This is a genomic window from Paenibacillus xylanivorans (assembly GCF_001280595.1).
GTDB classification, from domain to species: Bacteria; Bacillota; Bacilli; order Paenibacillales; family Paenibacillaceae; genus Paenibacillus; species Paenibacillus xylanivorans.
Genome location: NZ_LITU01000055.1, coordinates 55,453 through 78,874 on the forward strand (window position 1 = coordinate 55,453; position 23,422 = coordinate 78,874).

At 48.2% G+C, this 23,422-nt stretch carries 19 protein-coding genes; 17 read left to right on the top strand and 2 right to left on the bottom strand.

The window, feature by feature from the left end:
* From AMS66_RS33700 to AMS66_RS12385, 5 genes are all read left to right on the top strand, one after another.
* Window positions 1–461, top strand: a 461-nt coding sequence (locus AMS66_RS33700) for a carbohydrate ABC transporter permease (RefSeq protein WP_236703362.1), incomplete at its 5' end; no start/stop codon positions are given.
* Window positions 462–543: 82 nt separating this feature from the next.
* Window positions 544–2,049 carry an ABC transporter substrate-binding protein gene (locus AMS66_RS12370; protein WP_053781096.1) on the top strand — a complete coding sequence of 502 codons (1,506 nt, stop codon included), beginning with the start codon at window positions 544–546 and terminating at the stop codon, window positions 2,047–2,049.
* 174 nt (window positions 2,050–2,223) lie between these two features.
* On the top strand, window positions 2,224–3,951 hold the full coding sequence (locus tag AMS66_RS12375) for a sensor histidine kinase (protein WP_053781097.1): 1,728 nt from the start codon (window positions 2,224–2,226) through the stop codon (window positions 3,949–3,951).
* A 3-nt stretch (window positions 3,952–3,954) separates the two neighbouring features.
* Window positions 3,955–4,716 carry a response regulator transcription factor gene (locus tag AMS66_RS12380; protein ID WP_053781098.1) on the top strand — a complete coding sequence of 254 codons (762 nt, stop codon included), beginning with the start codon at window positions 3,955–3,957 and terminating at the stop codon, window positions 4,714–4,716.
* A 7-nt stretch (window positions 4,717–4,723) separates the two neighbouring features.
* Window positions 4,724–6,238: an ABC transporter substrate-binding protein gene (locus AMS66_RS12385; RefSeq protein WP_082350664.1), complete on the top strand. Its 1,515-nt coding sequence runs from the start codon at window positions 4,724–4,726 to the stop codon at window positions 6,236–6,238.
* Window positions 6,239–6,402: 164 nt separating this feature from the next.
* Here the strand turns inward: AMS66_RS12385 and AMS66_RS12390 are convergent, their stop codons facing one another.
* Entirely contained in the window at window positions 6,403–7,683 is a 1,281-nt protein-coding gene (locus AMS66_RS12390; protein WP_053781099.1) for a glycoside hydrolase family 125 protein, read from the bottom strand.
* Window positions 7,684–8,069: 386 nt separating this feature from the next.
* Here AMS66_RS12390 and AMS66_RS12395 point away from each other — a divergent pair, with 386 nt between their 5' ends.
* From AMS66_RS12395 to AMS66_RS12410, 4 genes are all read left to right on the top strand, one after another.
* Window positions 8,070–9,020 (top strand): ABC transporter permease, encoded by a 951-nt coding sequence (locus AMS66_RS12395; protein WP_053781100.1) that lies wholly within the window; start codon window positions 8,070–8,072, stop codon window positions 9,018–9,020.
* Between the two features lie 16 nt (window positions 9,021–9,036).
* Window positions 9,037–9,948 (top strand): carbohydrate ABC transporter permease, encoded by a 912-nt coding sequence (locus AMS66_RS12400; RefSeq protein ID WP_053781101.1) that lies wholly within the window; start codon window positions 9,037–9,039, stop codon window positions 9,946–9,948.
* A gap of 37 nt (window positions 9,949–9,985) precedes the next feature.
* On the top strand, window positions 9,986–11,596 hold the full coding sequence (locus tag AMS66_RS12405; RefSeq protein ID WP_053781102.1) for an extracellular solute-binding protein: 1,611 nt from the start codon (window positions 9,986–9,988) through the stop codon (window positions 11,594–11,596).
* A gap of 73 nt (window positions 11,597–11,669) precedes the next feature.
* Complete coding sequence (locus tag AMS66_RS12410) at window positions 11,670–12,686, top strand: glycoside hydrolase family 130 protein (protein ID WP_053781103.1); 1,017 nt, start codon at window positions 11,670–11,672, stop codon at window positions 12,684–12,686.
* Window positions 12,687–12,710: 24 nt separating this feature from the next.
* Here AMS66_RS12410 and AMS66_RS12415 read toward each other — a convergent pair whose 3' ends face one another.
* The gene (locus tag AMS66_RS12415) at window positions 12,711–15,080 is read right to left on the bottom strand and encodes a helix-turn-helix domain-containing protein (protein WP_053781104.1); all 2,370 of its coding nucleotides are present in this window, start codon (window positions 15,078–15,080) and stop codon (window positions 12,711–12,713) included.
* A gap of 244 nt (window positions 15,081–15,324) precedes the next feature.
* Here AMS66_RS12415 and AMS66_RS12420 point away from each other — a divergent pair, with 244 nt between their 5' ends.
* From AMS66_RS12420 to AMS66_RS12455, 8 genes are all read left to right on the top strand, one after another.
* The gene (locus tag AMS66_RS12420) at window positions 15,325–16,410 is read left to right on the top strand and encodes an amidohydrolase/deacetylase family metallohydrolase (protein WP_144424482.1); all 1,086 of its coding nucleotides are present in this window, start codon (window positions 15,325–15,327) and stop codon (window positions 16,408–16,410) included.
* Entirely contained in the window at window positions 16,388–17,500 is a 1,113-nt protein-coding gene (locus AMS66_RS12425; RefSeq protein ID WP_053781105.1) for a DgaE family pyridoxal phosphate-dependent ammonia lyase, read from the top strand. The genes AMS66_RS12420 and AMS66_RS12425 overlap by 23 nt, the downstream gene beginning before the upstream one ends.
* Window positions 17,493–18,248, top strand: a complete 756-nt coding sequence (gene dagF, locus AMS66_RS12430) for a 2-dehydro-3-deoxy-phosphogluconate aldolase (RefSeq protein WP_053781106.1) — start codon at window positions 17,493–17,495, stop codon at window positions 18,246–18,248. Before AMS66_RS12425 ends, dagF begins: the two co-directional genes overlap by 8 nt.
* A complete protein-coding gene (locus tag AMS66_RS12435; RefSeq protein WP_053781107.1) occupies window positions 18,241–19,254 on the top strand; it encodes a sugar kinase in 1,014 nt (337 codons plus the stop codon). The genes dagF and AMS66_RS12435 overlap by 8 nt, the downstream gene beginning before the upstream one ends.
* A 10-nt stretch (window positions 19,255–19,264) precedes the next feature.
* The gene (locus tag AMS66_RS12440) at window positions 19,265–19,987 is read left to right on the top strand and encodes a GntR family transcriptional regulator (protein WP_053781145.1); all 723 of its coding nucleotides are present in this window, start codon (window positions 19,265–19,267) and stop codon (window positions 19,985–19,987) included.
* A gap of 259 nt (window positions 19,988–20,246) precedes the next feature.
* Window positions 20,247–20,834, top strand: a complete 588-nt coding sequence (locus tag AMS66_RS12445) for a hypothetical protein (RefSeq protein ID WP_236703363.1) — start codon at window positions 20,247–20,249, stop codon at window positions 20,832–20,834.
* 261 nt (window positions 20,835–21,095) lie between these two features.
* Window positions 21,096–21,485 carry a hypothetical protein gene (locus AMS66_RS12450; protein ID WP_053781109.1) on the top strand — a complete coding sequence of 130 codons (390 nt, stop codon included), beginning with the start codon at window positions 21,096–21,098 and terminating at the stop codon, window positions 21,483–21,485.
* Window positions 21,486–21,544: 59 nt separating this feature from the next.
* Window positions 21,545–23,395 carry a stalk domain-containing protein gene (locus AMS66_RS12455; protein WP_082350669.1) on the top strand — a complete coding sequence of 617 codons (1,851 nt, stop codon included), beginning with the start codon at window positions 21,545–21,547 and terminating at the stop codon, window positions 23,393–23,395.
* Window positions 23,396–23,422 lie beyond the last annotated feature (27 nt).

The following is a 23,422-nucleotide window of genomic DNA, read 5'->3' on the forward strand; positions in this document are numbered from 1 at the left end:
TACCTTTAGCCGTTTCCTCCTTCAATGTCATCATCTGCAAAACTTTTTTCAAGACGACCATTCCTGACGGGCTGATTGAATCAGCCGAAATCGACGGAGCAGGTCAATTCCGCATCTTCTTCACAATTGTACTTCCGATCTCACTGCCTGTTCTAGCAACGATTGGCCTTTTCCTCTGCTTCTCGTACTGGAATGACTGGTTTCAATCGATGCTGTATATCGACGACCAAACTTTGTATTCGCTGCAGGCACTACTGAACAGCCTGATGAGCAACGTTGACGCGCTGGCTAAAAACGCCTCGACGATGGGTATAAGCTACGCTGAACTTGTCGCCACCATGCCCAAAGAATCGGCACGTATGGCTGTTGCGATCATTATTGTACTGCCCGTTGCTCTGGCCTACCCCTTCTTCCAGAAATACTTTATCTCCGGTTTGACGGTGGGTGCAGTCAAGGGATAAATCAAAATAAATCTGGAATGTTCAGGTTTATCATAATTTCGAGCAGGATTGGTGCGTGTCAACTTAAGGGGGGAATAGAGGAATGAGAACAAGGTTTAAAGCATGGATGAAAGCTCCGCTTTTGATCGGAGTGGTAACGCTGGCTATCTTTGGATTAACAGGCTGTTCCGGCTCAGACAACAATAACGCGGCAAACAACACGCCAGCGGAAAACTCGGGATCGAATGCAGGCGAAGGTTCCGGCGAGGTGCCTACGTTGGTATGGTGGACGATCGGCGGACAAGTGCCAGCCAATTTTGATAAGGCAATTGAGAAGATAAACGAATATACGGCGGAGAAGATTGGTGTGAAAATCGATCTCCGCGTTGCCAGCTGGGGCGATTGGGACACCAAGATCAATACGATTGTAAACTCCGGTGAGCCTTTCGACATCATGTTTACGAATAACGGAAAATACAGCCAGCAGGTCAATATGGGCGCATTCACGGATATTACCGACCTTGTGCCAGGCACGGTGCCGGATCTGCATAGCTATATCCCGGAAATGGTATGGGACGGAACGAAGATCGGGGGCAAGATTTACGCTGTTCCAACCTATAAGGATTCTTCTTTAACCCAGTACTGGGTGTTTGACGATGCGCTCGTTCAAAAGTACAACATCGACCTCAGCAGCATCAAGACACTGCAACATCTGGACAAACCATTCCGCGACATCAAGGCCGGTGAAGGCAAAGGATTCTACCCGCTGTCCTTGACTCAGGGCGAAGGTATTAACGGTTTCTTTAATGATTATGACGATATGACTCTCGGTTTTCAGCCAATCGGTGTGAAGGCGGAAGACGAGTCCCGCACAGTCGTTTCCGTTCTGGAACAGCCGGATATACAGGAAAAGCTGAAGCTCATGCATCAATGGTACAAGGACGGCATCATTAATCCGGACGCACCGACTAAGATCGAGGCCGACCCTTATCGTCCATTCTTCAGCGCCCAGGCATTCCCTGGCGCGGAAGTGAACTGGCAGATCTCCGCGGGCATTGACAAATATGACATGGTTCAAATTCTGGGTCCGATCTATACAACCAGCACGATTCAGGGATCCATGAACGCAATCTCCGCCAACTCGAAGTACAAGGAAGAAGCGCTTAAATATCTGGAACTTGTAAACACCGATTCCAAGCTGCGCAATATGCTTGCCTATGGCGAAGAGGGTGTCGATTTCGATTATGTAAACGACAATACAGTTGAACGGAAAACGGATTCGTGGCCACTGGCCGCCTATACGCAAGGCACGTTCTTCAACATGGCAGTTACGAAAGGTGCACCTGAAGATCAGTGGGATCAGGTTCGCAAACTGAATGAAGCAGCTACCTCATCCTCGATCCTTGGCTTTGCACTGGATATTAGCGAGCTTGGCACTGAAGTAGCCAATATGAAGGCGGTATGGAATAAATACAGTTATGAGCTGATCACTGGCGCATCTGATCCGGAGAAGCGGATACCGCAAATCATAGAAGAGTTGAAGAAGGCTGGCTTGGATAAGATTATGGAAGCCGCGCAAGAACAGGTCAATGCATATTTCAAATCGTAATTCTTGAGACTTGCGACAAAAACCCGAACGGAGCCGTCGTGGCCGTTCGGGTTTTCAAATCGTACTGGATGCTTTTGCATTTAATTTGAGCTTATACCGGATTGATTTGTCCGACAAATAGCTATATGTTAAAACTATAAGTCTCAATATAATCCAACTGCTAAGGAGAGCTGCATGTTTTCCTTCTTTCAAATCAAAATCTACCGCCGCAAATTTATTGCTTACGCAATTTTCACGTTATTCATGGGTCTGATTTTAAGCGTATTGACCACTCTTGTTTTACTGCAGCAGTGGTTAGAGAATGCTCAGAATCAAGCGACAGATGCATTCTCCCGAGTTGAAAGCATTCTTCAAAACGATGCCGAACGCGTTGAAGCCTATCTACAGCGAGTATACTCTAATAACGGTCTGGTAGCAGACGTACGTTTTTTTCTCTCTAACAGCGCAGAAGGTTATTTGACGGGAAGACTCCAGAACAGCCGCTATGATCAGCCTCTTGCTTCGTTTCCAGAAGACGTGAAAGCTTTTCTCGGCAGCGGGCAGGAAGATATCATTCAGGTGAGCTTACATACCGAGGAACGAGGCAACGTAGTGCGTTTCGCCAGTAATGGTGCGACGAGCTTTTTGTTTAATCTGCCCAACACGGATGAAATATTTCTAGAGACAATCCAAAGAGGATTCGTTATCCGCAAGCAGCTACTGGACGAAAATCAAATCTCACGCCAGCTCGGTGAATTTCGTTTTCTGGTCAGTAGCGATGTATTATTTAAAGGCGTGCGAAACAATCGATGGATTGAAAACGGAGTCGTCAGCGAGGCTGGGGATGTCTATCTCATGGACGTTGGAGGCAGCGCAGACCAGGATTTATTCAGAAAGGTTGCCTTGAACGAACGTAGCAAGGGCTTTATGCAGTGGGGCAAGCTGGACCGCGTGTTCTATGTGACCCATTCTTCCAATGCTTACGACTATCAATTCATCAGTATTGTGGACATGTCAGTGCTCATTCGGCAAAATGCCGGCATGCTGCTTATTGTGTTCTTAATTTTCTTGACAGCAATGGTCAGTTTTCTCCTGCTAATCGGATACAATCTTCGTGAAGACGCAGGTTTTCTGCAACGGATTATCTATTCCATTCAGCGTGTGAAATCTGCCAATTTCACGCCGATCAGTCCGACACGTTATCGGAAGAACGAGTACGGAATGATCGCGAGGGAACTCGACGATATGACGCTTCAGCTTAACCGGCATATTCGAACGGAATATTTGCTAAAACTGAGACAGAAGGAAACAGAAATGAAAGCGCTTCAAAATCAAATCAATCCTCACTTTTTGTACAATACACTAGAAATTATCCGATCCTTTGCGCTGGCAGGCCGTGCGGTTGATACGGCTGAAGCGGTAGCTACACTGGGCTCTTTATATCGTGAAATTGTGAAAAACGAAGATATTATTCTGTTGGGCAGTGAGCTGGCTTTGCTTGAAAAATACTTAAAGATTATGGAATTTAAATATCCGGACAAATTTTATTATCAGATCAATGTGGACCAGGGACTGCTGGCTCTACCTACCGTTAAATTCTGGATGCAGCCGCTCGCCGAGAATTTTTTCGTTCACGGCTTCCATTCGGACCACGAATTTAATCTGCTTGTTGTGAATGGCATGGAAAATGCCGACTCATACGTATTGGAGATTGTAGACAATGGGAACTCGATCTCGGAAGGTCGATTGGCTGATATCCGCCGTAATCTGTCTTTTGTCGGGGATTCGTCATCGGAGAGCATCGGTCTGCGCAACGTGTATACACGGCTTCATTTTTTCTATGGAAAAGGCTTTACCATGCAAATTGAAAATAATGTGGAAGCTGGTGTCAAAATTACCTTAACCATAGTGAAGGAGGCGTAACGTATGTACAAACTTCTGATCGTTGATGACGAGCCACTAATCATGGAGGGAATTAAGCGAACGTTGGACTGGGAGATGCTCGGTTTCAGACAGATCCAGACCAGCGAGACCTATGGAGATGCGCTAACGAAAGCCGTGGATTTTTGGCCTGACTTGGCGATTTTTGACGTTTGCATCGGCAAGGATCGCGGCTATAACGCCATTCACAAGCTTAATGAGCTCGGGCTCCCGACTACCTATATTATGATGAGCGGTTATGGAGAGTTTGAGTACGCCCTGGAGGCCATTCATTGTGGGGTTAAGGATTATCTACTCAAGCCGATTGATCGAACAAAGCTTCAAGCTCTGATTGAGCGAGTCATCGTTGAAAATTTGAATGGTACGCTGGAAGGTAGAAATCTGAATCACCGTGACATAGACCCCGTATTGGAAGTTCGCTACGACAGCTTATCCAAGCTAACCAACCGCATTTTGCTGATGGTTAAGGCTGAATACGACCAAAATCTCAATCTCAAAGTGTTGGCGAGCCGTTTTCGGATGAACGGAACCTATCTTGGACAGTTGTTTCTGAAGGAAACCAAGATGAAATTTTCGGAGTACATTATGGCTTACCGAATGTTATGTGCGCGAGATCGTATCCAGGCTACAAACGAGAAGATTTCAACGATTGCTCTCTCCGTCGGCTACGCCAATCTAAACTACTTTTACACGCATTTTCAAGCCTACTTCAGCAAATCGCCTTCCGAACTGCGTAGAAAGGAGTAGTGCAGAAATGATACATTCATATATCTGGAACACGTTTATCAAGGCTGTCCTGATTACAGCGATGTTGATACTACCTCTGTCCGGGTGTATCTCAAAATCGGGCACGAACGAGGAGTCTGACAAAAATATCAACACGGTGAATCTGATTTATTATACGCTCGGCAATTCTGACCCCGATCTGAAGATGGTAAACGATAAAATCAATGAAGTGTTGGCCCAAAAAATCGGAATCACGATTACATATATCAAGATTGGGTGGCAGGAGTACAATGACCGGATCAATACGTTAATTTCGACAGGAACTCCTTTTGACATCGCGTTTACCACGGATTACTCAAGCTATGTTCAGCGGGGAGCATGGCTGAGACTGAACAGCTACTTATCCAGCTTCGGCAAGGATATGTACGACGCGATCGACCCCGTATTATGGCAGGGCGTTCGCATGGAAGACGGCGGCATATACGGCGTGCCGACGAACAAGGAACTCGCGGTTCGCATGCAGTGGATGTATCCGGAGACGCTTGTCCAAAAGTATGACATCGACATTACAAAATACAACACCCTGGAGTCTCTGGACCCGCTGTTCCAAATGATCAAGGAAAAGGAACCCTCCTATCAGTTGATGGAGATAGACAAGGATTCCCAAAACTTCTTTGCCATGTACGGTTACGAATATGTGCTGGACAAACCGCTACCGCTCATGGTGCGTTCTCTGGATCCAGACGCGCATGTGATCAATATATTTGAGAGCAAGGAAGCAAGGCAGGTGCTGGATACACTCCGCAGCTATTACGTCAAGGGCTACATCAATGAGGACGCTGCCCTGAGGGAGAGCCAAAATCTCAAACGCGAAGAACGGGTTTTCTGGAAATCTGCGGGAGGAGGACCACTTTCGGAAAATAGCTGGAGCAAGGATCGCGGCTACAAGGTGGTTGCTTTTCCCGTGACGCCGCCACTGATCACAACGGAATCCGTTCGAGGCGGGATTATGGCGATAAACGCAAAGTCAGCGCATCCCGTTGAAAGCGTAAAGTTTTTGAATTTGCTCAACACGGACCCGGAGCTCCGCAATCTGTTTAATTACGGCATTGAAGGTGTGCATTATACATTGGACAAGAACGGACAGGTGCTGCTGAAATCTTCCGGAGACAGCGGCGATGACCCGGTGACAGTAGTCGGCTATGAAGGTGTGCAGTATACGCAAGGAAACTGGTTCATTCTCAAAACGATCGGCGGAAAATTTCCCGATCCGTTGGATAAGTGGGATCAGTACCGAGCAGCGAACGCGGAATACGTCAAATCGAACTTGCTCGGATTCACGCCGAATTTAACCAGTATGTCCATTCAGGTCAACCTCATAAAAATGGTTTGGGAAAAGTACTATCCGAGCCTGATGACCGGCAGTGTGGATGTGGACAGGATACTACCCAAATTCAACGAGGAGCTGAAGCAGGCGGGTCTGGACGAGGTGCGGGCGGAAATACAACGGCAGCTCGACGCTTGGCGTGTTGACCATCCATAAAGGGGAGTTGATATATATACGAAAGTTTTACTGATTTCACTAATCCCTAATAACCGGTTGCGCCTTCCTTTTATACTGGATGGCACAGCCGGTTTGTTTATAGGTGGAATACGATACGGTTCTCCGCTATATTGTCATTTAAAAAGTGTAAGGCTTAAAAGGGCTTATACAATTCCTTTGTCCATCGCTTTGCCGATCAGTGTAGCAAACAGGCTGTTGGACCAGGCGAACCATTCACGTGAAAAGTCGGAGGGATCATCCGGGTGAAAGCCTTCGTGTAAATATCCGGTATCCGCATCGGTCCGAACAAGCATATCAATTAATTCTTTGACCTCCTCATCGTTATCTGCTGTCAGCGCCTGCATGGACAATGCCATATGCCATACATAACCTCCCGGGGTATGCGGACTGCCAATGCCTTTGGCATGTTTACCCTCGAAGTAGAAGGGGTTGTCGAAGCTGAGGGCAAAGCGGCGGGTGTTCTGATAAATTTCATCCTCCACACCGACATAACCAATATAAGGAATAGATATCAGTCCTGGTGTGCCAGCATCGTCCATCAGAGAATAATTACCGTATCCATCCGTTTCGTAGGCGTAAATTCGGCCGTATTTTGGATGATTCACAATTCCGTAGGTCCGGATGCCGAAGTCGATCTCCTTGCGCAGCTTCGCTGCCCGTGCCGCCAGTCTCTCGTCCTTATAGATTACGCTTGCGATCTCGCGAATATAGTCCAGAATCACTACAGCGAACATATTGGAAGGAATATTGTAGCCGAACTCACAGCTGTCATCGCTCGGACGGAAGCCCGACCAGCTCATGCCGGTGTAATTGACAGGCATGCCGCGTCCGTTATTGTGCAAAGACTCCGTATCCTGAAGCGTCTCCCGGATGAAATGGTATGGTGATTTCTCCCCGTGGTACTGCTCCGTTTCAATAACATTCACGATGGAGGTCAGCGCCTGGTAGCAGGCAGTATCAAAGATATCAATCTGCTCCGCTTCCTTCCAGTACATATAAGCCAGCTGTACAACGAAGCAGAGGGAGTCCAGCTCGTATTTGCGCTCCCACATCCACGGGTTTAGATTGCAGTCATCCGTAGCCCGGTAATGTTTGTCACTTGCCGTTTCGTTGAAGGCATTGGTGTACGGATCAATATTGACATAGAACATCTGACGGGCGATCAGGCCGCGGAGAATCCGCTGCAGCGCAGGATCGTTTTTGGCAAAAGGAATGTAATGGCGTACCTGCTCCGTAGAATCCCGCAGCCACATGGCCGGGATATCCCCGGTAAATACGAAGGTGGTACCGTCTTCAAGCAGCTTGGTTGTTGTCTCCAGCGTATTCGGGAAGCAGTTGCGGAACAGTTGCTGCAATTTCGGGTGATGCGCAAGCCGTTCATCGGCTTCAGTAAGATACGTAGTAATGGAAGCTGGCATGTTCATAGTCTAACTCCTCCTGTAAAGTTAAGATTGTAGGATTGTACTACCGCAGAACAAAATCTTAATTTGGTTGGCATTCGTAGCAAATGTTTGCATACCTTCCCAATGAACACAATATGTCACATATGAAGTGTGATAAGAGGTTCATAATTCACATATTTGCAGCGATGCTTCGTCTGAAAATATGTACATCAAGGCAGGCCGGAAAGTACCACAGCAACGCGGTTTTATACTCTCTTAACATGACAATGCAGAACCTACATATTTACGGTGTCAACTTTGTTTCACTACACTTCGAATTGTAAGCGTTCGCAAGAAGAAATGAGCAGGAATGCGAATCAGCTACATGATTTCATGTAACGAAAAACAACTTAGAGAGGAGTGGGAGAATGAAGGGGAGTTATGCGGCAGTATCCGTGAATCCTTCAGTAAAGAACAAATCCCTTGGCAAAAGAATCTGGAAAAATTGGGAGCTCTATCTGTTCATGCTTCCCGTGTTATTGTATTTCCTCGTTTTTCATTACGGTCCGATGTACGGTATTCAGATTGCTTTTAAGAATTTCGTACCTTCGAAAGGAATTACGGGCAGCGAATGGGTCGGTTTTGACCATTTTGAACGGTTTTTCAATTCCTATTTTTTCTGGGATCTGCTATGGAACACGTTCAGCATCAGTTTCTATGAACTTGCTATCGGTTTTCCGCTTCCGATCATTCTGGCGTTGGCTTTCAATGAAGTCCGCAACGGCCCGTTCAAGAAATCGGTTCAGACAGTAACCTATGCGCCGCATTTCATTTCTGTAGTTGTTATGGCAGGGATGATCATTACTTTTTTATCACCCTCGAGTGGAATGATTGTCCGGTTCATCGAGTTTCTGGGCCTACAACCAGCGGCGTTTCTGACTGATCCGGCCTGGTTTAAGACAGTGTATGTCTTCTCGGGCGTCTGGCAGAGCACCGGGTGGGGAACTATTATTTATCTCGCGGCTCTGTCAGGCGTAGATCCCCAGCTGCATGAAGCGGCCATTATGGATGGAGCAAGCCGGTTTAAACGCATGCTGCATATCAATCTGCCGACGATCGTGCCCACCATAACTATCATGCTAATCTTGAATATGGGTAATATACTGGGCCTTGGCTTCGAGAAGATTCTGCTGCTGCAGAATTCGCTCAATATGGAGGCTTCCGATGTAATTTCCACCTATGTGTACCGCGCGGGCCTTGTGAACGCCCAGTACAGCTTCTCAACGGCTGTGGGATTGTTCAACTCGGTAGTCAACGTTATTTTGCTTGTTACTGTCAACCAGATCGCCAAACGCACCAGTGAGAATAGCCTCTGGTAGAAAGGAGTTGAAGTCTTTGGTTACTGCCATAAAAGAATCCAGGGGGGACAAGCTGTTTCTGATTAGCACCTATATCTATTTGGGCCTTGCACTGCTGGTAGTTCTCTATCCGCTAATCTATATTCTCAGCGCTTCAATCAGTTCTCCGCAGGACGTCAATTCGGGAGCAATGTGGCTATTTCCGAAGAATGTGACACTGGACGGCTACAAGCTTGTTTTTGAGAACCCGAAGATATGGAATGGTTACTGGAACACGATTATTTACACTGTGGTGGGGACTCTGGTCAATCTCGCCGTTACTCTTCCGGCCTCGTATGCCCTAAGCAGATCTGATTTTGTCGGTCGCCAGTTGTTTATGGGCCTCATTCTGTTCACGATGTTCTTCAGCGGCGGAATCGTGCCGACGTATCTGCTGGTCAAGAACCTTGGCCTCATTAACAGTATGTGGGCATTGATCCTGCCAGTGGCCGCTTCGGTTTGGAATATTGTTGTAGCCCGCACCTTTTTTCAGACGACCATCCCAAAAGAACTGCAGGAAGCGGCGCATATTGACGGTTGTACGAATTTAAAGCTGTTTATACGCATTATTTTGCCGCTGTCGGCACCGATTGTGGCCGTTATGGCCCTGTTCTATGGAGTAAGCCATTGGAACAGCTACTTCCCGTCCCTAATCTATTTGAATGATGAAGCCAAGTATCCGCTGCAGATGGTTCTGCGCCAGATTCTTGTCCTTCAGGAAATGTCGGCCGAAACCACGGGCGCTTCGATCAATGGCGAGGTGGCGAGCGCTATGAATAATAAGGCAGAAACGGCATCGTTGATCAAATACGGAGTTATAGTTGTCTCCACACTGCCCATCGTTGCAGTTTATCCGTTCCTGCAGCGTTACTTTGTCCAGGGGGTCATGATCGGCTCTGTTAAAGGCTAAACAATAGAATGTTTGTATAACAAGGGAGGAATTATTCATGCAGATTACACGCAAACCATGGAAGCTTCTGCTTTCTTCGGCTCTAGTTCTTACACTGCTGGCAGGCTGCAGCAATTCAAATGAAGGTGCAGCGAATAACAGTACCGGGGAGGTCGCTGTTTATAAAGAAGGTTTCCCAATAGTCAATGAATCCGTTACTTTGACGCTTATGGCGCCGGATGTAGGAATTCAGAACTGGGAGAAGATGGCGGTGCTCCAGCAGATGCAGGAGAAGACCGGCATTAAGCTGGAATACAAGAATGCACCGAAGGACAGCTTCGAGACCAAGAAGAATTTGGTGCTCGCTAGCGGGGATTACCCGGATATCCTTTATGCTGCCGGTCTGACGACCGCAGAGCAGATGAATTATGGAGAGCAGGGTATCCTCATACCCCTGGAGGATCTGATTGAAGAATACGCTCCCAATTTCAAGGCACTGCTGGAGGAGAATCCGGATGTCCGTAAATCAATTACAGCACCGGACGGGCATATCTATTCCTTGCCGGTAGTAGAACTTAGCCAGCACTGGTACCGCAATCCGATGTGGTATAACGGGGACTTCCTGAAGGCGCTGAATATCGACAAGCTTCCCGAAACGACGGAAGAGCTGTATACCTACCTGAAACGTGTGAAGGAGGAAGATCCAAACGGCAATGGCAAAGCCGATGAAATTCCGATTTCCTCAGTGACAACACCCGCTGCGAACCTCCGCGATATCCGTACCTGGCTGCTTGGCGCCTTCGGTATTTATGAAGAAGAAATTTACGTGGACGATGCGGACAAGGTGCATTATACACCGCTTGAAGAAGGTTATAGGGAATATTTGACCTATATGAACCGCCTGTGGTCCGAAGACCTGTTGGATCACGAGAGCTTCTCGCAGACGGCAGAGCAGAAGAAGGCCAAAACGCAGAATAATCAAGTTGCCCTCTTCTCAGACTGGCATGCCTACATGTCCAAGGGCGGAGAGCCTTCGACGGCAGATCCGATGTTTGCGCCTGTCCGCAGTGAATCCATTGCTTCTCCTGCGATTGCAAAGAACAAAGGAATCACAACTGGTGCATTTGCCATCACGGAAAGTAATCCCGCTCCGGAAGCGTCTATGCGCTGGGTGGATTATCTCTATTCTTATGAAGGGGCGATGTTCTTCAATAAAGGGCCTGAGGGCATTCTCTGGGAATACACCGACAAAGAGAATCGGGTCAAGAAGTTCTTGCCTGTACCGGACGGCAAGGAAATGGAAGATTACCGGGCAACTCTGACGCCCAACTACGGCATTCCTGCTCCAACCCTGTCCATGGATGATATTAGTAAGGGGCTGAAGACAGACTTTGACCTCTGGGTAGAGCAGGAAACCCAGCAGAAGCTTCTCGATAAAGGCGCACGGATTCCGTTCCCGACCTTGTTCTTTACCGTGGAAGAACAGACCGAAATCAGCAGCCTCAATTCTGATTTGAGAACATATGTGAATCAGATGGAAGCGAAGTTCATCACTGGTGCCGAGCCGCTTACGGGTTGGGATAATTATGTGGCGACCGTCAAGAAAATGGGTGGAGAGCGTGTTGCTGAAATCAACCAGGCTGCCTATGACCGCTGGGAATCCAACTAAACAGGCCACTGGAGACAGGCGAGGTCCAGACGATCAAACTATACCATGAACATGAATTGCAGGAGGAATAGATATGCAAATCACGAGACATCCGGATAATCCTATTGTCGTCCCGGGCGGTTATGAATGGCGAAAGGTTACGGTTTTCAACCCCGCAGTCATCATTGATAACGGCAAATTTTATATGATTGAGCGCACCGCAGGTTCCCTGACGCCATGTAAGAATTACCTGGGTCTGCTTGAGAGCGAAGATGGCGTGAACTTTACCCATGTGAGGGATGAGCCGATTGTGACGCCAGATATGCTTGGATTCCCTTATGGCAGTGTGCAGGACCCACGGATTGTCAAAATCGAAGGGACCTTCTATTTGAACTACGCCCTGCGCCCCTGTGCAATGAGCTATTATCCTACAGGGGCAGGCGTCCCCCTGCGCTCTATTCCGGAATATCCGGATGGGTGGGGGGAAGAGGAGGGGCATTGGTTGACCCGGTCCTCTATTCTGAAGTCGGATAATCTGTTGGATTGGGAGTTTGTGGCAGACACGACACCACTTGATATCAATGACCGGGACAACATTCTGTTCCCCGAGAAAATAGGCGGCAAATTCGTGCTGCTGCGCCGCCCCGAGGAATACGTGGGAGAAGCCTACGGAACGGATAATGCAGCCATGTGGATTACCTACTCCGAGGATCTTGTAAACTGGGAAGAGCCCAAGCTGCTCGCTACCGCCGGAAGTCTGTCCTGGGAATCGCGGAAGATCGGAGGCTCTACGCCTCCGGTACGCACGGACAAGGGCTGGCTGGTGCTCTATCACGGCGTCGATGAGCACATTGTCTACCGGGTGGGGGCGATGCTGCTGGATTTGGAGCAGCCGGAGAAAATCATTGCCCGGACAGCTGATTTTATTATGGAGCCGGAGATGTACTATGAGAAGTTCGGGTTCCAGATTCCGAATGTCATCTTCCCAACCGGGAATGTGGTCAAAGACGGATTGCTCTATATCTATTACGGGGTAACGGATACAGCGATTGCGCTCGCAACTGTTCCTTTGGATGAGTTGGTAGAGCATATCCTACAGGAAGCGCAGTAGCAAAACAACCTATAAAGTGAAAGTTTAGCTTTTCTGAAAGGGCGGAAGGTCCGCCAACTTAACCGGTCTTTTCGCAGCAGCCCCCTTCAAGGCATGTTCCTTGCGGTACTGCCCCGGCGTCAGACCGGTTTCTTTTTTGAACTTGCGAATGAAATTAGGCGCATCCAAATAACCGACCTGCTCAATAATTTCTTTGAGCGGTGCACTAGTGCTCTGTAGTAGCCGGATGACCTCATCCATACGTCGCTGCCAGATATATTGTGAGAAATTGCTGCCGGTCTTATCTTTGAAGCTACGGCTTAAATAAGAGGTTGAAATGGCAAACTTAAGCGCCACATGCTCCAGACTGAGGGTGTAGTCTGCGAACTGCTTGTCCACGTAAGCCAGAATGTCATCCATTAATGAAGGCTCGCTTGTCTCCGTATTTTGTTCGACCTGCGCGCAAATAGCAGAGGCCAAAGAGAGCAGACGGTTCTCAAGCTCTTCGAGGGTCTCAAAGGAGGTCAATTCCGGCATATTGGCGAACACTTCATGCATGCCAAACTCGGAGGCTGTGCGCAGAAAAGCGTTCAGCAAATCGAAGCAGATGCAGCGCAGCAGATGAACCTGCAGCGGCTCGTCTTTGATTTTATCAATGGTATCAGCAATCATCTGGGCAGCAACCGATTCATTGCCCTGCTTCAGGCTCTGCTCCAGCTTCAGCATGGATTTACGTGGAATCCAGAAGCTCTGGGCAGCGGAAGGGACTAGCTCTACGAGCTGCTCGAAGTAGGATACCTGTCCGCTACGCCGGATCATCCGGTGCTCCAAAGCTGCAGCGGCTTCGATGAAAGATTGATTAAGGAGAGCTAGGTCCCGGTAGGCCATGCCAACACCGATACTTAGAGACAGCTGCGAGTATTTGCGAATTACCTCTAGAATAGCTTCAATAACCTGCTCCATCCGGCTTTGAACCGGTATGTCCGTATCGTCAGGAAGTGAAATAATCAGGGCAAACTGGTCCTTAACCGAGAATTCCACACCGAAGATCTGTGCATCCGGACCAGGCAGACATACATTGCTCAGTATTTCCTGCAACAGATGGCGTTCCTGCCAGGACTTGTCACCTGGCACAGTTTCGTCCCAGGACAGGATCGCCGAGAAATAGAGGCCTTTTCCCTGAGGATGCTTGAAGCCTGCGCTAAGAATCATCTGTTCAATTTCAGGATCATCCGGCTTGCCATGCTTGAGCAGAAGCAGCATGCACTGATTACGGACGAAGGGTTCCTGAAGATCAATTCTGGCACTGTAATCGTGGAGAGTCTGCCGAATCCATTCCCATTCATTGCGGAGCTTGGGAGCATCATTGCCGCTTCCTCTCAGCTTGGCAAATTCCATTAGATCCCTAATTGGATGGTACTGCCGTTTGGCCAGCAGCAGTGCGGCAGCTATGCCGGTAATGACTGTTATACAGAAGACAATCAGAATCAGAGTCTGTACATGAGCGACACGACTGAAGAACTGGAAGCTTGGCATCGTTGTCACATAGGTCCAGCCATTTTCTTCAGATTGTACGGAAACGACGGAGTATGGTTCCCCGTCCAACTCCAGATTATGAATACCAGGCTCAAGAGCGGATAAATTTTTAAGTTCGTCCCGGGGAAGGCTGACGCCATGGTTGTTCGCCGTTAACACCTCTCCGGAGGGACCAAAAATATAGCTGCTACCGGAGAAATCACTCAAAATCGAGTCCATGACCCCGGTAAGATTGGATTCTTTCATTAAATAGAGAACGGTCCCGTACGGAAATGGATCATTCGGTTTGATGGGTACGAGCATGACGAGCATCGGATCCATGCGGGAATTGACCGTGACATTCTCGGCGGGACGTACCAAAGGCTGCCGGGTTTCATTCAAATCCCGTCGCAATTCTTCTGAGGTCCAGCGCTCGAACTGATAGAAGGAATCAAAGGTGACATGAAGATCAGCCAGACCGCGGTATGAATAGATGTTGGAATCGCCATGAAAATAGAGAAGCAGATCCTCTGCTATGTTACTGCTGGCCTTGTAATTCGCCAGCGTCTGAATCGCCTCCAGGCTGTAGTAAGGATGCCGAACCATATAGGGGGTCAAATGCCTGTCATAGGCGATTCTCCCCGCTAGTTCCTGGAGCTCTTTCATACGAGTATCTATGGTGCTCTTCACCTGATTGAGCTGATTGACATTGGATTGTTCAATTTCGACACGCAGGCCCTTGACAGCGTTCTCATAAACGAAAATGGTTACACCAGTTAGAGGGATAAGAAATATTAGAATGTAGGAAAATGCATATTTTAGCAGAAGCTTTGATTTGAAATGATTCCAGCTGAGCCGGAACCTATTGAGCAAGGATGGCTTGGGTGCCGGATTTGCCATAAAGCAGTCCCTCCAGAGTTAAATATTCGGATGATAAATCTTGGGATTATAAATCACTGTTCTCTTCTAGATTATACCTGTGCTAATATAAACATTATAACATTATAATCTTTAAAATGGAGCAGCTATCCAAGTTTATTATTAAATTTAGGGATGTATTGCTTTCATGACATTAATCATTTTTTTGAATTTTTTCTTTATACCGGGGTTGATGAAGGAGATGGGAAGAGTGGGCACAGAGCATATGCTGCGCAATTTGCAGCTTGTGGATGGGCGAATCATGGATATAGCCATTCAGGATGGGATTATCACCGCCATTACACCTGCATCTCAGGCGGAAGGAGATAGCGGGCTAGACTGTTCCGGGTTATATGTGTCCAGTGGATGGATTGATCTGCATGTGCATGCTGTACCGGAGCTTGATCCCTATGGCGATGATATCGACCAAATTGGTGTAAAGCAGGGCGTAACAACGCTAGTAGATGCCGGAAGCTGTGGTGCAGACCGAATCGGAGCTTTGTATACCGCGAGTCTGAAGGCTGATACCCAAGTGTTTGCTCTGTTGAATATTTCAAGAATAGGGCTCGAACGGACAGATGAACTGTCTCAGCTGGAATGGATTGACCGGGACAAGGTTCTGGAGGCGGTAGCGACCTATCCGGAATTCATCGTCGGTCTGAAAGCCCGTATCAGCCAGAGTGTTGTCAAAGACAGCGGTATACAGCCGCTCAAGCTGGCACGCACACTGTCGGAAGAAACGAAGCTTCCGCTTATGGTGCATATCGGCTCCGCTCCGCCCGCGATATCCGAGGTTCTGGAGCTGCTGCAACCGGGCGATGTAATTACCCATTACCTTAACGGCAAGTCCAACAATCTGTTCCACGCGGACGGAACACCCCTGCAAGGGTTGCTGGATGCAGTTGCCCAAGGAGTTCATCTGGATGTGGGGCATGGCACGGCGAGCTTCTCCTTCCAGATTGCAGAACAGGCCAAGGCGGCAGGCATTGCGCTGAATACCATCAGCACGGATATCTACCGGGGCAACCGTCTGAACGGACCGGTGTACAGTATGTCAAATGTGCTGACGAAATTTTTGATTCTCGGCTATAGCCTGGAAGAAGTCATCCAAGCTGTCACAGTCAGCGCAGCGGAGTGGCTCGGCAAACCGGAGCTCGGACAGATAAAGGTGGGACAGCAAGCCAACTTGACTTTGTTTGCACTGGAAGCAGGTGAGAAGCTGCTTAAGGACTCGGAAGGTGATGTTCGGGTCGCGCAGTATTATATTGAGGCAAAAGGAGTTTTTACTAATGGATCATTCATTACAGGCTAGATATGGATTGAAACGTGTTATTAATGCCAGTGGAAGAATGAGCATCCTTGGTGTTTCCGCTCCAACAGATTCGGTCATGGAGGCGATGAAGCAGGGCGGACAGCAGTACGTGGAAATTGCGGATCTTGTGGACAAATCCGGAGAATATATTTCACGCCAGCTTGGTTCGGAAGGAGCGGTTGTCGTGAACTCAGCATCCAGCGGCATTGCACTGTCGGTGGCAGCCTTTGTGACTTCCGGAGATCCGCGACTCAGCCTTCGGCTGCATCAGGAGCCGGTACTGAAGAATGAGATTATTATGCTGAAGGGCCATAACGTGCAGTATGGAGCGCCAGTTGAAACCATGGTATTCCTTGGCGGAGGGAGGGTGGTAGAAGTTGGATATGCCAATGAAGGTCGCAAAGAGCATATTGAACAGGCGATTGGTGAACGCACCGCAGCCATCCTTTATGTCAAATCCCACCACGCCGTCCAGAAAAACATGATTTCTGTAGAGGAAGCGTGGGAGGTTGCTGTGCGCAGAGGAGTGCCACTGATCGTCGATGCGGCAGCGGAAGAGGATCTGCGCAAATATGTCCAGTATTCGGATCTAGCGATTTACAGCGGATCAAAAGCTATTGAAGGCCCTACCTCCGGCATCGTCGCCGGCAAAATGAAATATGTCGAGTGGCTAAAGGTACAGCTGCACGGGATCGGCCGCAGCATGAAGGTCGGCAAAGAGACCACCTTCGGGCTGCTTCAGGCTTTGGAGGAATATCAAGACAAAGCAGACAACAGCGAACGGGAGAGGCAGGCGCTGGAGGCTCTTCAGCCGCTTGCCGGGCTTCCTGGAGTTTCGATCCACATCGTGCAGGATGAAGCGGGAAGAGCGATTTTCCGTGGGCGCATCCAGATTGATTCATCTGTTGCAGGAGTGGATGCGAGGCATGTCAATGATCTGCTGCGTAAAGGCGTAGTTGCGATATATACCAGGGACTATGGGGTTAAGCAGGGGTATTTCGATATTGATCCAAGGTCGCTTCAAGGTGATGATCTTCAAGTTATCGTCAGCAGAATACATGAAATCGTGGGGGGAAACAAGAATGAGTAACATTCAGCAGCGTTTATATAAAAATAGAGCCGCTCTTAATGTACTGGCCAGCAGTATCGGGAACGCGAAGGAAGTGTACGAGGCAGCGGAAGGATATGTATTGGTAGGCGTGCTCTCCAAGAATTACGCGACGGCCTCGGAAGCGGCAGCTGCGATGATCCAATACGGTCAGACGATTGAGGACGCTGTATCTATCGGATTGGGTGCCGGAGACAATCGACAGGCCGCAGTGGTGGCGGAGATTGCCACAAGCTATCCTGGAAGCCATATCAATCAGGTGTTTCCAGCAGTCGGGGCAACCCGCGCCAATCTGGGCGCCAAGGACAGCTGGATTAACAGTTTGGTCTCTCCTTGCGGACAGCCAGGCTACGTAAATATTTCAACCGGCCCCGTCAGTTCAGGTACCACTCCGCACGCTATTATTCCGGTTAATGCCGCCATCGCGCTGGTTCGTGACATGGGCGGCAATGCGCTGAAATATTATCCCATGCAGGGGTTGAAACTGGAGGAGGAGTACCGTGCAGTTGCCAAGGCCTGCGGGGAAGCCGGGTTTGCTCTGGAGCCTACGGGTGGAATCGACCTGGATAACTTCGGGCCCATTTTGGAGATTGCACTTCAAGCTGGGGTACCCCAGGTTATCCCGCATGTGTATTCATCTATTATTGATCCGCAGACGGGAAGTACGAACGTCCAGGATGTCGTCAGACTGCTTGAAACGATGAAATCGCTGGTGGATCGGTATGCCTAGGATTGCGGCTTTTGGTGAAGTGATGATGCGGCTGCAGGTCCCAGGCCATGGAACGCTGGTCCAGAGCAACAGGCTGGAGTATTCATTTTCCGGCAGTGGGGTTAATGTAACGGCAGCACTGGCTGGGTACGGTCATAACGGTGCTCTTATTACCACCTTGCCGGAAACGCCAGTAGGCGAAGCGGCAATTGCCTATCTGCGCAAACTTGGGGTGGATACTTCACTAATTTACCGGGGGGGCAAGCAGCTGGGGATGTACTTTCTGGAGAATGGCTTTGGAGCCCGCCCCGGCAGAGTCACTTACACAGATCGACTCGGCAGCAGTTTCAATACCGCGGAGGCAGGCAATTATGATATGGTTGCTCTTGCCTCCCGGATCGACGTTCTTCATTTATGCGGTATTACGCTGGCTATGAATGAAGGCGTTCGCAATCAAATGAAACGGCTTGCTGCGGAAGTGAAGAGTGCCGGGGGAAAAGTTGTTTTTGACTGCAATTACCGTCCTGCGTTATGGGGAGCGGATGGCTATGCTAAGGCCCGCCCGCATTATGAGGAACTGCTGGAGCTGACGGACCTGGTGCTGATGAATGAGAAGGACGCACAGTTTATCCTTGGCTTTGGAACCGGTGAATATGATAGAATGGCACAGTTGAAGCAAGCGATTCCCGAAGTGGTTGAGCGCTTCGAAATCGGAACGGCAGCGGGAACCCACCGTGAGATTAATGCTGACCATACGCATTCCCTGACAGGATATATCTATCAGCAAGGTACGTTTCTATTTTCTCGCAAGCTGACTTTCCCAGTGTATGACCGGATTGGTGCCGGCGATGCCTTTGCCAGCGCCGTCATTCATGGGGAATTGCAGCAATATCCGCAGCAGCAGACGGTTAATATGGCAGCGGCAGCAGCGATGCTGGCCCACACCACTCAGGGGGATACAGCGCTTTTTACCGAGAGCGAGGTGCTCCGGGCGCTGTCGGACCATACCGTAGATGTTGAAAGGTAGTGAACAACGAGTGTCTTTGAAACGAAAGCAAGGTCCCTTATATCAGCAAATCCAGAAAATTCTCAAAGACCGGATTTTGCATGGCGTGTATCCTTTAGGGAGCATCATCCCCTCCGAACCGCAGCTGGAAAAAGAATTCGGTGTTAGTAAAATGACGGTCCGCGGCGCTGTTCAAGAGCTGTCCCAAGAAGGTTATGTGCAGAAGAAAAGCGGTATCGGAACGATTGTCATGCGCAATACCTCCCATCAGAAGCTCTCTAAGGGCAAACGGTTTACGGAGCTGCTCGTAGAAGAGGGCCACAAGCTGGAGAAAAAACAGCTGGAATCCCGGTTAATTGCGAATGAAGCCGGAACGGAGGACTATGACCGCTATGGTCCGTATTGTCAGCGAATTGAACGGCTCTACATTTTGAATGGACAGCCTTATATTCATCTGATACACTTCTTGGCTGCAGCTGCATTGCCTGGTGGAGGTACGGCAGAAATGGTCACAAACATTCAGTCGCTGTATGACTCACTGGAGGAGAACGAAATTGTGCTGGAAAACTTCAGAGACCGTTTCTTTGTAGAGACGGCACCTCCCGAGGTGTGTCAGTTGCTGGAGATCCCACCAGGGACGCATGTGCTCAAACGCCTGCGTAACTCCTTCGATGGTGGAGGCAGACTCATTGAGCACAGTATCGGCTGCTATAACACAGAGCTTCATCATTATCTGGTCAATTACGACACTTGAAGTCGGTTAAGCAGTAGCCGGAAAGTTCGATAAGCAGCCGTGGGGCTTGAGGGACGGCTTGTGAGCAGGGCGTTGCAAACGGCTTAGAAGATGGAGGAATTAAGGGTGGCCTGAATGGAGGCTCACATCAAAAAAACCACGGAATACCGTGGTTTTTTTGATGTTAATTCATCCGATATATGGGTTATGATGGAGAAATGATGAAAGAAGACCAGGGTAGAGGAGAGATGAGATCATTACGAATTCAAACTTCATTGGCATGCTTCCCGATATCGAGGAGAGCAGACGCATACTTCAGTCTGCAGCCATTTTGGACGCTATCCTTATGCCCGAGTGGGAATACCGCTATTATTCGTACAACTCCCATTGGGGTGAGGATGAACACATGGCTTCAATGAGAGGTGGCCAAGGAGATCACTATTTTGCGCTGTTTCAACCAAATGGACTGATTATCAAAGGATTTGACCGACGGTTTAGTGGGGTACATGATGTGCTGCAAGGCGTGCCTAACGAATTTGAGGGATTTCTAAAAGAACCAGCTTTTATTATGGATATGACTACATTTTGCACATGGAAGCTGCAAAGCAGTCAGGAATGGTCGGCAAGTAAGGAACCGGCTGTCGAAGCCTACGAACTGTTGCATATTTTAACCGGCAAAGCGGATTATTACTATGCTTGGGCAACGGAGTATTACGAGATGTCACTGGACAGGTCGCTCGTACAGCGAATATTCGATATGGAGTCATTGGATGGAGAAATACTTGAAGGTCTTAATGAAGATTTGGAATTCGCTGATCTTGAGGAGGACATCCAGGAGATTGGCTTTCCGGTAAAAAGAAATGATTGAACATTGTAAGAACATCAACGGATCAAGTACCAGACGAAAGGTATTAATGCAAAACCCACCGAGGGCATTTAGCTTTAAGCGGTGGGTTTTGTTTTTTTTATCATTGATTATTAAATGATTAGCATTTCCATTGAAAAATAGATGCTCTAAATCCACAATTTACAAATCCACTAGAAACTTTTTCCTGAAACTAGCGTCTAATACTATGACTTTTTATGAGGATAAACATTACTTGGGAGCAGAAGGAGCCAAAGACAAAGCATGAATCTGAAGAAGAAATTGTCCATTTTTACCGCTTTAGCCGTTTTTCAAGCATTTGCAGTCGGTTCTGTGAATGCGCAATCAGCACCGCAAGATGACACAGCGTCAGTAAATACGGCCAAAACAGAATCGGTTGAGGTGCTAAAGAAAGAGCAACCGATTGCAGAGCGTGAAGTGAAAACGAGTAGCAGTAGCGCATCCATCAATGCTCCGTCAACTGAAGTAAAAGAAACTACAACTTCAACAGGCGCTGAGGCAACACCTAAAACAGATATGGACAAATCCGCCATTGGCGGGGGGGAAACGACTACAAACGAAACTAAACGGGATCTACGATCCAGGAAGGATCCACTGAGGATGTTGAAACGCCATCTACCCCTGCTCAAATAGAGCAACCATCCATCGGGGGGGATTCTTCCGTAGCAGCAGGCGGGAATCTGACGTTGTACATGAATAGCAACAAAATGGAGCAGGATGGGAAAACGTATCTTGCTGGCCAGCCAATGACTGTAAAGAACGGCGTATCTTATGTTGCGATCCGTGCACTGGTGGACCGTGTAGGGTACGGGGTCAAATACGATAACAAAACCAAGGAAACCATCATCATCAGTGGTGATAATGAGCTCCGATTCAAAACCAACAGCACGGTCTATACCGTAAATGGAGAGTCCAGAACGATGAAAGGCCCTGCTTATCAGCAAAAAAATACGTTCATGGTGCCGTTAACTTCCATTACTCAAGCTCTGAACATCACCTATAAAGTGAATCAGTCTGCTAAAACGGTTGTACTGAATCTAAATACTAAACCCGTTGCAAGCTTTTTGGTATCCCAAAAGGAAATTTTTGCGGGCGATAAGGTGGACTATATAACTTCTTACGTTTCTCCAAATGGACTGAAGATCGTTGACGAACGCTGGACAGGTCGTCAGGAATCGTTTGATCAAGCGGGTACATATACGATTTCATATCAAGTTCAGGATTCAAGCGGCCAATGGAGTGATCCCTATTCAATTACGATTCAAGTTCTGAGTCCTAATCTTCCTCCTGTAGCCATGTTTACAACCGACAAGGAACAATATAAAATGGGCGAAAAAATAACGTATATCGACCAGAGTACAGATGATGAAGATGATATTGTAAAAACGGTATGGGAGAACAATTCACTTGCTTTCTTTGAACCGGGTCCAAAAACGGTGACACTTACTGTTACTGACAATCACGGCGCCGCAAACACGTACTCCAAAGTCATAACCATAACCAATGAGACATTATATTCATTTTCCGATTTCAATTTACTCTTCACGCCGGTAGGGCAGAAATTTACCTTTAACGGTGGCGAAGTGACTTCTATGGAAAAAGTACCTTATACGTACACGGATGAGCCAAGTCTGCTGATCCGCAGCAACAGTCCGGAAACGGTGAATACGGAAGGCATCGTATATAAAGAATCGTCTTCGGGACAGACACGTTTCATGATTCATCATGTCAACAATACAGGCAAAAGAGTAAAAATGTACGTTATTGCAACAAATAACAACCCCAATCCGGCAGTATTTGAACAACAAAATATGGGCTTTGCAGGACCTACTCCTTATGCTACTGTAGCTGGGAAATTGTCTATTGATAAATGGTTCAAGTCGATTCAGACCGGAGCCGATCAAAAGAAAGAGGTTATTCAACCTGGAGAAAGTAAACTGATTTTGACCGAACTAAATAAAACTCCGATGAAAGAAGGACAAGTGATCTCACTCTATTCGGACGCTTATAGTGATTATTCCCTCGACTATAACGTTATCCTGGTCGAAGAAAATAAAGATCCGTTCGAGGCTTTACCAATGTTACCTGTGCTTGATCGTGACGGTGTGCACAACCGTGGAACGTACCCGAATGCTACTCGTATCATAACGTATGATCAGCAAGTGGGGGCCAAACCAGCCCGCCTGCCGCTTGGTGATAACGCAAGCGATCCCAATCTGGTTGGAACAGATCCAATGGCGTACACAGACGCATCCAATGCGGGTAATTTCGGCGTATTATACAAAATCACGTTGAACAATGTCGCTCCGCGTACACTAATCTCATTTAACCCTCGTGGAGGGAAGTACTCAGGAGTAGCTTTAGTGAACAATCAGGTTGTATCCATTGCCGATGGTAATGTTGCTGTTAGCAATTCAAGTGAACAAAGCGTTCTTTACCGCACAGGGGCATATGGAGAGAGCGTAACGATTCTTTTCTCTGCCGCGCCAGGAAGCAACCTGCCGGTCAATCTGCTCTTTACACCGCTCCCATCGGAGAAGTAATGTAGTTGTCTCTCATAAGCTAGAGCG

Excerpts from the sequence above, each read along its gene's own strand:
- AMS66_RS12370 (WP_053781096.1), top strand. The coding sequence starts at position 544 with ATGAGAACAAGGTTTAAAGCATGGATGAAAGCTCCGCTTTTGATCGGA.
- AMS66_RS12375 (WP_053781097.1), top strand. The coding sequence starts at position 2,224 with ATGTTTTCCTTCTTTCAAATCAAAATCTACCGCCGCAAATTTATTGCT.
- AMS66_RS12380 (WP_053781098.1), top strand. The coding sequence starts at position 3,955 with ATGTACAAACTTCTGATCGTTGATGACGAGCCACTAATCATGGAGGGA.
- AMS66_RS12385 (WP_082350664.1), top strand. The coding sequence starts at position 4,724 with ATGATACATTCATATATCTGGAACACGTTTATCAAGGCTGTCCTGATT.
- AMS66_RS12390 (WP_053781099.1), bottom strand. The coding sequence starts at position 7,683 with ATGAACATGCCAGCTTCCATTACTACGTATCTTACTGAAGCCGATGAA.
- AMS66_RS12395 (WP_053781100.1), top strand. The coding sequence starts at position 8,070 with ATGAAGGGGAGTTATGCGGCAGTATCCGTGAATCCTTCAGTAAAGAAC.
- AMS66_RS12405 (WP_053781102.1), top strand. The coding sequence starts at position 9,986 with ATGCAGATTACACGCAAACCATGGAAGCTTCTGCTTTCTTCGGCTCTA.
- AMS66_RS12410 (WP_053781103.1), top strand. The coding sequence starts at position 11,670 with ATGCAAATCACGAGACATCCGGATAATCCTATTGTCGTCCCGGGCGGT.
- AMS66_RS12415 (WP_053781104.1), bottom strand. The coding sequence starts at position 15,080 with ATGGCAAATCCGGCACCCAAGCCATCCTTGCTCAATAGGTTCCGGCTC.
- AMS66_RS12420 (WP_144424482.1), top strand. The coding sequence starts at position 15,325 with ATGCTGCGCAATTTGCAGCTTGTGGATGGGCGAATCATGGATATAGCC.
- AMS66_RS12425 (WP_053781105.1), top strand. The coding sequence starts at position 16,388 with ATGGATCATTCATTACAGGCTAGATATGGATTGAAACGTGTTATTAAT.
- dagF (WP_053781106.1), top strand. The coding sequence starts at position 17,493 with ATGAGTAACATTCAGCAGCGTTTATATAAAAATAGAGCCGCTCTTAAT.
- AMS66_RS12435 (WP_053781107.1), top strand. The coding sequence starts at position 18,241 with ATGCCTAGGATTGCGGCTTTTGGTGAAGTGATGATGCGGCTGCAGGTC.
- AMS66_RS12445 (WP_236703363.1), top strand. The coding sequence starts at position 20,247 with ATGCTTCCCGATATCGAGGAGAGCAGACGCATACTTCAGTCTGCAGCC.
- AMS66_RS12450 (WP_053781109.1), top strand. The coding sequence starts at position 21,096 with ATGAATCTGAAGAAGAAATTGTCCATTTTTACCGCTTTAGCCGTTTTT.
- AMS66_RS12455 (WP_082350669.1), top strand. The coding sequence starts at position 21,545 with ATGAATAGCAACAAAATGGAGCAGGATGGGAAAACGTATCTTGCTGGC.